The following is a 12,110-nucleotide window of genomic DNA, read 5'->3' as shown; positions in this document are numbered from 1 at the left end:
TATTTCTTCAGGTTCTCTGAGAATAAAGGACCGGGGCGCGTCTGGCGCGCCCCAGATCAGGCCGTTTAACGGAACAGCTGCTGCAGGGTCTGTGGTGCCGAGTTGGCAATCGACAGAGCCTGTACACCCAGCTGTTGCTGGGTTTGCAATGCTTTCAATCGGGCGGATGCTTCTTCCATATCAGCGTCCACCAGCGCACCGATGCCGCTCTTCATCGCATCAGTCACCTTTGAGACGAATTCGGATTGCTTCTCGATGCGGGCTGCCGAAGCACCCAGGGCGGCGGCGCCGTCGACCGCAGTCTGGATCAGAGCTTCAATATCGTCGATGGAAGCTTCAGCGTTTGCGGGAGTGTCGACCATTACGGTTGTCAGGTCTAGGCTGGCTTCAAAATTAACCGAGCTTACGGTGATGTTCGACGCGGTCACCGTACCGGTGGAATCGCGGTCCAGCGAGGACAGAACGGTCAGGTCGCCACCAGCAGTGTTCAGCAGGTTCGCACCGTTGAACTGCGACGATGCGATGATCGAGGTGATCTGGTTTTTCAGCTCGGTAACTTCGGCTTCGAGTTTCCCGTTTTCCACGTTCTCCCCGGTCGCATTGACCACTTTTTCCTTCATCTCTTTCAGGAGCTCGGTGATCTGTTCAGCACCGGCTGTCGCAACAGCAACAGTGGATTCCCCCAGAGCCAGGGAGTCGCCCACGGCGTTGAAACCTGCAACGTCCGATTCCATGACTTTCGAGATCGCCCAGATGGCCGAGTTGTCCTTGGCAGTTGCGACGTCCTTACCGGTGGAAATCGCGTTCTGGGTATTCTCCAGATTCATGTTGATGGAGTTCAGGGTCTGCAGAGCGACCATTGCGCCGTTGTTCGTCAGAATGCTGGTCATAGCTTTCATTCCTTTAGCGTTTTGAGACGTTTCGTCCCGAGTTTTCCCTGCCCCGAAGGGCATCTCTGACGTCTTTCTGACTGTGCGTTCTGCCGTTCGGCTTGCGCGCCACCCCGTTTTCCAAGGTGCAAGTGGACATTGCCGCGATATTTGCTAAGGGAGTGCTAATTCGGAGAGACCGATTCTGTAGAATTTTCTGTAATTGCCAGCGGCAACATCTCTAAGTTGTGCGCGGTTTTCCTTTGCCTCCCGAAGGGGCTGGCGGTTCTGGTCGGCAATAATTGTTGAGCTCATCCATCAGGGGGGAACGAAAAGGACCGGGGCACGTCTGGCGCGCCCCGGATCAGGCCGTTTAACGGAACAGCTGCTGCAGGGTCTGTGGCGCCGAGTTGGCAATCGATAGCGCCTGTACACCTAGCTGTTGCTGTGTCTGCAACGCCTTTAATCGCGCGGATGCCGCCTCCATATCAGTATCCACCAGCGCGCCGATGCCGCTCTTCATCGCATCAGTCACCTTTGAGACGAATTCGGCCTGCTTCTCGATACGGGCTGCCGAGGCACCCAGGGCGGCGGCGCCGTCTACCGCAAACTGGATCAGATTCTCGATCACCGAGATGGAAGCGTCAGCCTCTGCCGAAGTGCCGACTTTGACGTCGGTCAGGACTAGGCTGGCTTCAAAATTGACCGAGCTTACGGTGATGTTCGACGCGGTGACCGTGCCAGTCGAATCGCGGTCCAGCGAGGACAGAACAGTAAGGTCACCACCAGCGCTGTTCAGCAGGTTCGCACCGTTGAACTGCGACCCTTTATAGATTGCTTTGATCTGGTTTTTCAGCTCGTCGACTTCGGCTTTGAGTTTCCCGCTGTCCACGTTCTCCCCGGTTGCAGTGACCACTTTTTCCTTCATCTCTTTCAGAAGGTCGGTGATCTGTTCGGCGCCAGCAAGTGCAACCGCAACAGTGGATTCCCCCAGAGCCAGCGAGTCGCCCACGGCGTTGAAGCCGGCAACATCCGACTCCATGACTTTCGAGATCGCCCAGATGGCCGAGTTGTCCTTGGCCGTTGCGACGTCCTTACCGGTGGAAATCGCGTTCTGGGTATTCTCCAGGTTCATGTTGATGGAGTTCAGGGTCTGCAGAGCGACCATTGCGCCGTTGTTCGTCAGAATGCTTGTCATAGCTTTTTGTCCTTTAGCATTAGGAGACGTTTCGTCTCGCTTGTTTGATGCCCCGAAGGGCGTCTCTGACGTCGTTCTGACTATGCGTTAAGCCGTGTGACCTGCTCCCCTTTGAGTCCGCGGTTGTTAGTTCGCTCTGTTCAGTGTTTGGTCCTCTATTGACCGTTGGTGATACTCCCACGGAGTGAGCCCGTCGAGGCTCGTGTGGGGGGCACTGATTGCAATCGCCACGCAACTGGCTCAGGTTCGCCATTCGTGCTGCGACTGAGCGGGTGCCCCTCCCCAATGGCACTTTTCGATGGGTTCTGAATGCGCGTGACCTTGCCTCACGCCGTCGAAAAGGGCTGGCGTTTCAGGTCGGAACACTGTTGAGGTTTTTGGTCGTCTGTTCTTTCCGCGCGAGAATGGCTTTTCTCTTTTTCAGAGTGCCATCCACCATGGCAGTACGTCCTTCGCCGAGGCCGACATTTCGTTCATCGATGAGGGGCTAAGGATAAGAAACCGGGGCGCGTCTGGCGCGCCCCGGATCAGGCCGTTTAACGGAACAGCTGCTGCAGGGTCTGTGGCGCCGAGTTTGCAATCGATAGCGCCTGTACGCCTAGCTGTTGCTGCGTCTGCAACGCCTTTAATCGCGCGGATGCCGCTTCCATATCAGTATCCACGAGCGCGCCGATGCCGCTCTTCATCGCGTCAGACACCTTTGAGACGAATTCGGCCTGCTTTTCGATGCGGGCGGCCGAAGCACCCAGGGCGGCGGCGCCGTCAACCGCAGTCTGGATCAGTTTCTCAATGTCGTCGATGGAAGCGTCAGCCTCTGCAGAAGTACCGACTTTGATGGTGGTCAGGTCCAGGCTGGCTTCAAAATTGACCGAGCTTACGGTGATGTTCGACGCGGTGACTGTGCCAGTCGAATCGCGATCAAGCGAGGACAGAACGGTCAGGTTACCGCCGGCGGTGTTCAGCAGGTTTGCACCGTTGAACTGCGACCCTTTGATGATCGAGGTGATCTGGTTTTTCAGCTCGGTAACTTCGGCGTCGAGTTTGCCATTTTCCACGTTCTCCCCGGTTGCATTGATCACTTTTTCCTTCATCTCTCTCAGAAGGTCGGTGATCTGCTCGGCGCCGGCCGTTGCAACCGCAACAGTGGATTCCCCCAGGGCCAGCGAGTCGCCCACGGCGTTGAAACCTGCAACGTCCGATTCCATGACTTTCGAGATCGCCCAGATGGCCGAGTTGTCCTTGGCCGTTGCGACGTCTTTACCGGTGGAAATCGCGTTCTGGGTATTCTCCAGGTTCATGTTGATGGAGTTCAGGGTCTGCAGAGCGACCATTGCTCCGTTGTTCGTCAGAATGCTGGTCATAGCTTTTAGTCCTTTAGCAATATGAGACGTTTCGTCTCGCGTGTTTGATGCCCCGAAGGGCGTCTCTGACGTCGTTCTGACTATGCGTTAAGCCGTGCGGCTTCCGCGCCCTCCCCGTTTCCCGAGGCGCGATTGGACATTGCCGTGACGTTTGCTAAGGGAGTGCTAATCGGGAGATCACGCCTCCGTGAAATCACTTAAGGGTTGTGTCTTCTTGGGCGCGCCGCTCCAGTTTTTGATCCAACCCGGGCGCCAAAGCGGGTCTTGCGGCCTGTGCTGTCGTATAGCACCGGACCTTTGCGTAGCCGACGCCGGCCTGCTATCCGTGATCCGTCTGAGCGGATTGGAGTGGCCCCGGAAAGGGGGCTAAACCCACGTGAATTTTTCCCAAATTTGAGGTATCAGCGATGGCTGGAAACGAAAATTCCTGAAGAGCCTGCATCGAAATTTCGACAGGTTGAAGTGCTGTAGGGGCAGGGGGCAGCGCTTGTCGGGGACGAATACTGCGAGACCTTCAATGTCCGTTGCCGCGGCGAGTTGCTAAATGGAGAAATCTTCTACAGTCTGCGGGAAGCCCAATGCGGATTGAGCAATGGCGCACTCAATACAACCTGGTCGGGGCGCAGAGCGCTATCGGCCGCCAGCGCTCGAATGTATTGTCATGGTGGATCAGATTCAGATGATAAAGTGCCACGCAAATCGGAACACTCAATGCGGGCACCCTAGGATACCCTCAATGGTATTTTTCGATGGGGGTCTGAATGCGGGTGATCTTGCCCTGCACCTGTGAAAGGGACTGGCGTTCTAGATCGGAAAAACTGATGAACTCTTCGATCAGCAGTTTCATTGCGAAAATGACTTTTTCTTTTTCAGTGCGTCCTTCGCCGAGGCCGACACTTCGTTCATCGATGACGGGCTAAAGAAAAGAAACCGGGGCGCTTGGCGCGCCCCGGATCAGGCCGTTTAACGGAACAGCTGCTGCAGGGTCTGCGGTGCCGAGTTGGCAATCGACAGAGCCTGTACACCCAGCTGTTGCTGCGTCTGCAGGGCCTTCAATCGCGCGGACGCTTCTTCCATATCTGCATCCACCAGCGCACCGATGCCGCTCTTCATCGCGTCAGTCACCTTTGAGACGAATGCGGACTGCTTCTCGATGCGGGCTGCCGAAGCACCCAGGGCGGCGGCGCCGTCGACCGCAGTCTGGATCAGAGCTTCAATGTCGTCGATGGAATTTTCAGCGGCTGTCGAAGTACTTACATCGACAGTTCCCAGGGACAGGTTGGCTTCAAAATCAACCGAGGTTACGGTGATGTTCGACGCGGTGACTGTGCCGGTGGAATCGCGGTCAAGCGAGGACAGAACGGTCAGGTCACCACCAGCGGTGTTCAGCAGGTTTGCACCGTTGAACTGCGACGATCCGATGATCGAGGTGATCTGGTTTTTCAGCTCGGTGACTTCAGCGGAGAGTTTCCCGCTGTCCACGTTCTCGCCGGTTGCATTGACCACTTTTTCCTTCATCTCTTTCAGAAGGTCGGTGATCTGTTCGGCGCCAGCAGTTGCAACCGCAACAGTGGATTCACCCAGAGCCAGGGAGTCGCCCACGGCGTTGAAACCTGCAACGTCCGATTCCATGACTTTCGAAATCGCCCAGATTGCCGAGTTGTCCTTGGCAGTTGCGACGTCTTTACCGGTGGAAATCGCGTTCTGGGTGTCCTCCAGATTCATGTTGATGGATTTCAGGGTCTGCAGAGCGACCATTGCGCCGTTGTTCGTCAGAATGCTGGTCATAGCTTTTATTCCTTTAGCAATATGAGACGTTTCGTCCCGAGTTTTCCCTGCCCCGAAGGGCATCTCTGACGTCTTTCTGACTATGCGTTCAGCCGTCCGGCCTCCGCGCCCCCCCGTTTCCCGAGGCGCAGAGACACTTTGCCGTGATGATTGCTAAAGGAATCCTAATGCGTGGAGTTTGGCTTCGTAAATTTTTCCCTAAATTTACCTGGAGTTTTTCTTAAGTTATAAAGGTGCGCAGTGTTCTCCAGCTTCTGATCCAAGGCTTTTGGTTTAGTCGGGCGGCCCCAATGGGGCTTTCCGATGGGTTTTGATTGCGCCTGACCTTCCTTAGCACTTCCCAAAGGGCCGGGTGTTTCAGACCGGAATGCGTGTTGAACTCATCAATGAGTGTTGAGAATAGGAAACCGGGGCGCGTCTGGCGCGCCCCAGATCAGGCCGTTTAACGGAACAGCTGCTGCAGGGTCTGTGGCGCCGAGTTGGCAATCGATAGCGCCTGTACGCCTAGCTGTTGCTGCGTCTGCAACGCCTTTAATCGCGCGGATGCGGCTTCCATATCAGTATCCACCAGCGCACCGATGCCGCTCTTCATCGCGTCAGACACCTTTGAGACGAATTCGGCCTGCTTTTCGATGCGGGCTGCCGAAGCACCCAGGGCGGCGGCGCCGTCAACCGCAGTCTGGATCAGAGCCTCAATCTTCGCGATGGAAAGTTCAGCCTGTGTTGAATTTGAAACATCGATGGTCCCCAGGGACAGGCTGGCTTCAAAATCAACCGAGCTTACGGTGATGTTCGACGCGGTGACTGTACCCGTGGAATCGCGGTCCAGCGAGGACAGAACGGTCAGGTCGCCACCAGCGGTGTTCAGCAGGTTCGCACCGTTAAATTGCGACCCTTTGATGATCGAGGTGATCTGGTTTTTCAGCTCGGTAACTTCAGCTTCGAGTTTCCCGCTGTCCACGTTCTCCCCGGTTGCATTGACCACTTTTTCCTTCATCTCTCTCAGAAGCTCGGTGATCTGTTCGGCGCCGGCCGTTGCAACCGCAACAGTGGATTCCCCCAGAGCCAGCGAGTCGCCCACGGCGTTGAAGCCGGCAACATCCGATTCCATGACCTTCGAGATCGCCCAGATGGCCGAGTTGTCCTTGGCCGTTGCAACGTCCTTACCGGTGGAAATCGCGTTCTGGGTGTTCTCCAGGTTCATGTTGATGGAGTTCAGGGTCTGCAGAGCGACCATTGCGCCGTTGTTCGTCAGAATGCTGGTCATAGCTTTTATTCCTTTAGCAATATGAGACGTTTCGTCTCGCGTGTTTGATGTCCCGAAGGGCATCTCTGACGTCTTTCTGACTATGCGTTAAGCCATCCGGCTCCCGCGCCACCCCGGTTCCTGGGACGCAAGTAGACATTGCCATGAAGATTGCTAAGGGAGTTCTAATGGGGAGAGTGGGTGGTAGTTAAATCGTCGCAAAGTTGTGCGATCTTTCGCAGGATTTTCCAGTTTCTGATCCACCCGGTTGCTATAGCGGATCTTGCGGTCTGCGCTGACTTATACCGCCAGACCTTTGCGCAGCCGACGCAGGTTCGCCATCCGTGCTACGGCTGAGCGAATGCCCCCATGGTGTTTTCGATGGGTCCTGATCGCGCGTGACCTTGCTTAGCGCTCCCGAAAGGGGGGGCTCCAGGTCGGAGACATTGTTGAGCGCTTCGATGAGGGGCCGGGGATAAAGACCGGGGCGCGTCTGGCGCGCCCCGGATCAGGCCGTTTAACGGAACAGCTGCTGTAGGGTCTGTGGCGCCGAGTTGGCAATCGATAGCGCCTGTACGCCTAGCTGTTGCTGTGTCTGCAACGCCTTTAATCGCGCGGATGCGGCTTCCATATCAGTATCCACCAGCGCACCGATGCCGCTCTTCATCGCGTCAGTCACCTTTGAGACGAATTCGGACTGCTTTTCGATGCGAGCTGCCGAAGCACCCAGGGCAGCGGCGCCGTCGACCGCAGTCTGGATCAAAGCCTCAATCTTCGCGATGGAACCGTCAGCGGCTGTCGAAGAACTGACATCGACGTCGCCCAGCGTCAGGCTGGCTTCAAAATTGACCGAGCTTACGGTGATGTTTGACGCGGTGACCGTGCCAGTCGAATCGCGATCAAGCGAGGACAGAACGGTCAGGTTACCGCCGGCGGTGTTCAGCAGGTTCGCACCGTTGAACTGCGACCCTTTATAGATTGCTTTGATCTGGTTTTTCAGCTCGTCGACTTCGGCTTTGAGTTTGCCGCTGTCCACGTTCTCCCCGGTTGCATTGACCACTTTTTCCTTCATCTCTTTCAGAAGGTCGGTGATCTGTTCGGCGCCAGCAAGTGCAACCGCAACAGTGGATTCCCCCAGAGCCAGCGAATCGCCCACGGCGTTGAAGCCGGCAACATCCGATTCCATGACCTTCGAGATCGCCCAGATGGCCGAGTTGTCCTTGGCCGTTGCGACGTCCTTACCGGTGGAAATCGCGTTCTGGGTATTCTCCAGGTTCATGTTGATGGAGTTCAGAGTCTGCAGAGCGACCATTGCGCCGTTGTTCGTCAGAATGCTTGTCATAGCTTTTTGTCCTTTAGCATTAGGAGACGTTTCGTCTCGCGTGTTTGATGCCCCGAAGGGCGTCTCTGACGTCGTTCTGACTATGCGTTAAGCCGTGCGGCTTCCGCGCCCCCCCCGTTTCCCGAGGCGCGATTGTACCTTTCTGCAATAGTTTCTAAGGGAACATTAACGGCGAGAGTTGGGGTCTCTAGAATTCCGCCTAAGTTGTGCATGCTTTTGCATGCCTCTCGAATATTTGATCCAATCCGGTGCCAAGCGGGTCTTGCGGCCTGCGCCTTCGTATAGATCCGGACCTGTCCGAATGACCCGCTCGCCGCAGGACGCGCGGTTTTTCTTCGCTCTTGTCAAGGTTGGGGGCTCAACTGGCCTTTGGTGAGACCTGTACGGGGGAGCTCATCTAGGCTCGTGTGTGGGGTCCACTGATTGCAATCGCCACGCAACTGGCACAGGTTCGCCATTCGTGCTGCGACTGAGCGGATGCCCCTCCCCAATGGCACTTTTCGATGGGTTCTGAATGCGCGTGACCTTGCCTCACGCCGTCGAAAAGGGCTGGCGTTTCAGGTCGGAAAAACTGTTGATCGCTTCGATCGCCTGTTCTTGTCGCACGAGGACGGCTTTTCTCTTTTTCAAAGCGCCATCCATCATGGCAGTACGCCCTTCGCCGAGGCCGACATTTCGTTCATCGATGAGGGGCTAAGGATAAGAAACCGGGGCGCGTCTGGCGCGCCCCGGATCAGGCCGTTTAACGGAACAGCTGCTGTAGGGTCTGTGGCGCCGAGTTTGCAATCGATAGCGCCTGTACCCCTAGCTGTTGCTGTGTCTGCAACGCCTTTAATCGCGCGGATGCGGCTTCCATATCAGTATCCACCAGCGCGCCGATGCCGCTCTTCATCGCGTCAGACACCTTTGAGACGAAGTCGGCCTGCTTCTCAATGCGGGCTGCCGAAGCACCCAGGGCAGCAGCGCCGTTGATTGCAGTCTGGATCAGAGACTCAATCTTCGAGATAGAAAGTTCAGCCTGCGTTGAATTCGAAACATCGATGGTCCCCAGGGACAGGTTATCCTCAAAGTTAACCGAGGCTACGGTGATGTTCGAAGCGGATACTGTAGAGGATGTGCCAGTCCCATTGCGGTCAAGCGAGGACAGAACAGTCAGGTTGCCACCGTTCTTGTTCAGCAGGTTTGCACCGTTGAACTGCGACCCTTTGATGATCGAGGTGATCTGGTTTTTCAGCTCGGTAACTTCGGCGGCAAGTTTCCCGTTTTCCACGTTCTCCCCGGTCGCATTGACCACTTTTTCCTTCATCTCTTTCAGGAGCTCGGTGATCTGTTCGGCGCCGGCCGTTGCAACCGCAACAGTGGATTCCCCCAGAGCCAGCGAGTCGCTTACCGCGTTGAAGCCGGCAACGTCCGATTCCATGACTTTCGAGATCGCCCAGATGGCCGAGTTGTCCTTGGCCGTTGCGACGTCTTTACCGGTGGAAATCGCGTTCTGGGTATTCTCCAGGTTCATGTTGATGGAGTTTAGGGTTTGCAGGGCGACCATTGCGCCGTTGTTCGTCAGAATGCTGGTCATAGCTTTTAGTCCTTTAGCAATATGAGACGTTTCGTCCCCGAGTATTTCCTGTCCCGAAGGACATCTCTGACGTCTTTCTGACTATGCGTTAAGCCATCTGGCTTCCGCGCCACCTCGTTTCCCGAGGCGCAAGCGGACTTTGTTGTGGAGTTTGCTAAAGGAACCCTAATTGCGAGATAAAGCTTCTGTGATATCCTCTTTTGGTTGTATTTCCTTACGCGCGTCTCTCGAGTTTCTGGTCCAAACGGGTGCCATAGCGGGTCTTGCGGCCCGCGCTGTCATATACGTCCAGACCTTTGCGAACCCGGCGCAATTCCGCCATACGTGTTGCGACCGAGCGGATGCCTTCCATGGCGCTTTCCAGAAGGTCCTGATTACGCGTGACCTTGCTTTGCACCTTCGAAAGGGTTTGGCGTTCCAGATCGGAAAAACTGTTGAGCGCTTCGATCGCCTGTTCTTTTCGCGCAAGGATGGCTTCCATTTTTTTCAAATCGCCGTCCATAAGGGCAGCGCGCTCTTCGTCGAGGATGGTATCCAGTTCATCGATGAGGGTCTGGGGATTTTGGTCAGTCATTTCTGAGATTCCTTCAGTGCGTGATAGAGTGATTCGGCGAGCCCGATGCCGCCGGCTTTTGCAATTTGTTCTGCCTGGGCACGGACCAGAAAGCTGGAAAACTGTTCTTCTCCAGCACCGCCGCCGCCAAGTCCTTCGCGTGATTCACCAAGCCCCGCAGATTTCAACATTTCCGCCAAAAATGAAGCTTCTAGCTCGAGCGCCGCCTTGCGCAGAGGGTCATCTTGCGGGGGCTGTTGCACGGGCTGGGGCTTGGCCTGCGGCAGGGCCTGTGACAGGGGGGATATGGTTGCATTCGGCATTTTGGCCTCGGTCTGACAGAAACTACGAATTGCTTCGATTTTTCTGAGACTGCGACATAACCGGTTAAAATTGCCGTAACCGCTTTGAGGTAGAAGGGGGTATCGAGATAGAACGTCTGGAAACCCATGCATACCACATCACTCATAGGTCAGGCCCTTGGCGGAGCCACAGGCAGCAAGACCTCCCCAGCGCAGGATGCTCCGAAGAAGACTCAGGATCGTTCGTTCGCAGATTATGTAAATGACGCATCCTCCAAGCAGGAGGCGGCACAGTCCCAAACATCAGAAACAATCGATAGCGGCATAGCGGATCAGGCTGATTCTCAGGCTGCTGTTGAGGCGGATAGCGCGTCCGCCAGCTCAGAGGACGCGGTTGCCGATCAGGCGACGGGAGAATCGACCGGGAGCGCAGCGGGAGAGGATGTTGAAACGCCGAGCGAAGCGGCCATTTCGGCAGGACATGCGGCTCTGGATGCGGAAAAACGGTCTGCCAGGTCTGCAGATCTGCCTGAAGGTGCGCGCGTGGGGCAGAAGATAGGTCAGGGAGCTGTCGCCGGATCGGCGGTGGCAGAAGACGGCGAAGCAGCCGCTTCAAAAGCGGCCGGGAACACGACAGCTCAGACGGCAGGCGAGGAAAAAGCGCAAGGTCCGGCTGCCGCAGGCGCAGCCTTTGCCGGACGAGAGACGATTGAAAACCAGGCCCCGGCGCGGGCGGCACAGTCAGGTGGTAAAGCCACCGCGGGCGGTGGCGATGTGAAGGTCGGCGAACAGTCGGCCATGACGGTCAATACCGAAGCGGCCCAGGAGGAGGGAGCAAGCCCCGCCAGAACGCAGACCGGAGCCGCAGATCAGGCCGTCGCCAGAGTGGCTCAGGACAAGCCAGGCGCTGCGGCGGCAACCCCGGCCAGCCCTGCAACCGCGGCTGACGCGACCAAATCCGCGACACCGGCTAGTCCGGCAGAGGCGAAAGCATCGTTGAAAGCAGAAGAAAAGGCGGCTGACGCCCGGATGGCTGCAGCAGACAAGGCGACGCCCGCTGCCGCTGCCGCCGCGAGCAAGACATCTTCCGCCGACAGCGTGCCGAAGTCTGTGTTCCAAATGCAGGTCGAAAACGCAGAAGCCGGGGATTCCCGCAAGGCGCGCTATCGCACCCGCAATGGTGATGCGCAGGCCGCTGCCGAAGTGGCCAAGGCATCCACTGCCGCTGCGGGTGTCCAGACAAACGCGGCCACTGCAGTCAACGCAACCACCAATTCCGCCATTGCAATGATGCAGGCGTTGCAGGCAGACACCATGAAACTGTCGCAGGCGCCGGGGCTGCTGGGGGATTCATCCGGTAGCGGGTTGAGCATGACAGCAGATCTTCCCGGGCTGCCGCAGCTTCTGACCGAAGCGGTGTTCCAGCCCGGAATTACGCACCGACCGGAAACCCCGCGTATGATCGCTTCGCAAATGGCCGAAGCATTCGTGGCGAAAGGCGACCGGAACGTGGATGTTTCACTGAACCCCGAAGAGCTGGGCAAGGTGAAGATGCGCGTTGCGACCAGTGAAAACGGCATCACCATGATCATCCAGACAGAACGCCCGGAAACTGGCGATCTGATGCGTCGGCATATCAATGAGTTGGCCGAGGAATTCCGCCGCATGGGGTTCCAGGACATCTCGTTCGAATTCAGCAGCGGTGATTCCGCGGGCGGTCAGGCGCAGCAGGGACTGGGCGATGGCACCGGTGCCGGGACCGGGCATGGCGCCTCGACCGGGGCCACCGATATGAGCGCGACCGATGAGGTCGCTGAAACACAGATACAGAACCTCCGGTTGGGCTCGACCGGCGTTGATATGAGAGTTTGAACC

10 protein-coding genes and 1 pseudogene are annotated in these 12,110 nt (G+C 56.9%); 2 read left to right on the top strand and 9 right to left on the bottom strand.

Going from position 1 to position 12,110, the window contains the following annotated elements; translation table 11 throughout:
* Positions 1-65: 65 nt before the first annotated feature.
* The 3 genes from SM765_RS19185 to SM765_RS19175 form a co-directional block, all read right to left on the bottom strand.
* Positions 66-890: a flagellin N-terminal helical domain-containing protein gene (locus SM765_RS19185; protein WP_065272143.1), complete on the bottom strand. Its 825-nt coding sequence runs from the start codon at positions 888-890 to the stop codon at positions 66-68.
* A 352-nt stretch (positions 891-1,242) separates the two neighbouring features.
* Positions 1,243-2,067: a flagellin N-terminal helical domain-containing protein gene (locus SM765_RS19180; RefSeq protein ID WP_274837899.1), complete on the bottom strand. Its 825-nt coding sequence runs from the start codon at positions 2,065-2,067 to the stop codon at positions 1,243-1,245.
* 536 nt (positions 2,068-2,603) lie between these two features.
* Entirely contained in the window at positions 2,604-3,428 is an 825-nt protein-coding gene (locus SM765_RS19175) for a flagellin N-terminal helical domain-containing protein (protein ID WP_274829382.1), read from the bottom strand.
* 501 nt (positions 3,429-3,929) lie between these two features.
* Between SM765_RS19175 and SM765_RS19170 the strand changes: the two are divergent.
* A pseudogene (locus tag SM765_RS19170) lies at positions 3,930-4,098 on the top strand (integrase core domain-containing protein); the annotation flags it as partial.
* Between the two features lie 293 nt (positions 4,099-4,391).
* Here the strand turns inward: SM765_RS19170 and SM765_RS19165 are convergent.
* From SM765_RS19165 to SM765_RS19140, 6 genes are all read right to left on the bottom strand, one after another.
* The gene (locus tag SM765_RS19165; protein ID WP_274835472.1) at positions 4,392-5,216 is read right to left on the bottom strand and encodes a flagellin N-terminal helical domain-containing protein; all 825 of its coding nucleotides are present in this window, start codon (positions 5,214-5,216) and stop codon (positions 4,392-4,394) included.
* Positions 5,217-5,658: 442 nt separating this feature from the next.
* On the bottom strand, positions 5,659-6,483 hold the full coding sequence (locus tag SM765_RS19160; protein ID WP_274831684.1) for a flagellin N-terminal helical domain-containing protein: 825 nt from the start codon (positions 6,481-6,483) through the stop codon (positions 5,659-5,661).
* 496 nt (positions 6,484-6,979) lie between these two features.
* Positions 6,980-7,804: a flagellin N-terminal helical domain-containing protein gene (locus SM765_RS19155; RefSeq protein ID WP_274831683.1), complete on the bottom strand. Its 825-nt coding sequence runs from the start codon at positions 7,802-7,804 to the stop codon at positions 6,980-6,982.
* A gap of 742 nt (positions 7,805-8,546) precedes the next feature.
* A complete protein-coding gene (locus tag SM765_RS19150; protein ID WP_274831682.1) occupies positions 8,547-9,380 on the bottom strand; it encodes a flagellin N-terminal helical domain-containing protein in 834 nt (277 codons plus the stop codon).
* Positions 9,381-9,594: 214 nt separating this feature from the next.
* Positions 9,595-9,954: a flagellar export chaperone FlgN gene (locus SM765_RS19145; protein ID WP_065272151.1), complete on the bottom strand. Its 360-nt coding sequence runs from the start codon at positions 9,952-9,954 to the stop codon at positions 9,595-9,597.
* On the bottom strand, positions 9,951-10,256 hold the full coding sequence (locus tag SM765_RS19140) for a rod-binding protein (protein WP_274831681.1): 306 nt from the start codon (positions 10,254-10,256) through the stop codon (positions 9,951-9,953). Before SM765_RS19140 ends, SM765_RS19145 begins: the two co-directional genes overlap by 4 nt.
* A 522-nt stretch (positions 10,257-10,778) precedes the next feature.
* Here SM765_RS19140 and fliK point away from each other — a divergent pair.
* Positions 10,779-12,107: a flagellar hook-length control protein FliK gene (fliK, locus tag SM765_RS19135; RefSeq protein WP_274837900.1), complete on the top strand. Its 1,329-nt coding sequence runs from the start codon at positions 10,779-10,781 to the stop codon at positions 12,105-12,107.
* The last annotated feature ends 3 nt before the right edge of the window (positions 12,108-12,110 follow it).

Source organism: Pseudophaeobacter sp. 1A09344, assembly GCF_041008745.1.
GTDB lineage: Bacteria > Pseudomonadota > Alphaproteobacteria > Rhodobacterales > Rhodobacteraceae > Phycobacter > Phycobacter gallaeciensis_A.
Note: the sequence above shows the minus strand (reverse complement) of the source record. Positions and strands in the feature narration are given on the sequence as shown.

What these genes read in the sequence shown, in the direction of transcription:
- SM765_RS19175 (WP_274829382.1), bottom strand. Translation starts at nt 3,428, where the DNA reads ATGACCAGCATTCTGACGAACAACGGAGCAATGGTCGCTCTGCAGACC.
- SM765_RS19150 (WP_274831682.1), bottom strand. Translation starts at nt 9,380, where the DNA reads ATGACCAGCATTCTGACGAACAACGGCGCAATGGTCGCCCTGCAAACC.
- SM765_RS19185 (WP_065272143.1), bottom strand. Translation starts at nt 890, where the DNA reads ATGACCAGCATTCTGACGAACAACGGCGCAATGGTCGCTCTGCAGACC.
- SM765_RS19165 (WP_274835472.1), bottom strand. Translation starts at nt 5,216, where the DNA reads ATGACCAGCATTCTGACGAACAACGGCGCAATGGTCGCTCTGCAGACC.
- SM765_RS19145 (WP_065272151.1), bottom strand. Translation starts at nt 9,954, where the DNA reads ATGACTGACCAAAATCCCCAGACCCTCATCGATGAACTGGATACCATC.
- SM765_RS19160 (WP_274831684.1), bottom strand. Translation starts at nt 6,483, where the DNA reads ATGACCAGCATTCTGACGAACAACGGCGCAATGGTCGCTCTGCAGACC.
- SM765_RS19155 (WP_274831683.1), bottom strand. Translation starts at nt 7,804, where the DNA reads ATGACAAGCATTCTGACGAACAACGGCGCAATGGTCGCTCTGCAGACT.
- SM765_RS19180 (WP_274837899.1), bottom strand. Translation starts at nt 2,067, where the DNA reads ATGACAAGCATTCTGACGAACAACGGCGCAATGGTCGCTCTGCAGACC.
- SM765_RS19140 (WP_274831681.1), bottom strand. Translation starts at nt 10,256, where the DNA reads ATGCCGAATGCAACCATATCCCCCCTGTCACAGGCCCTGCCGCAGGCC.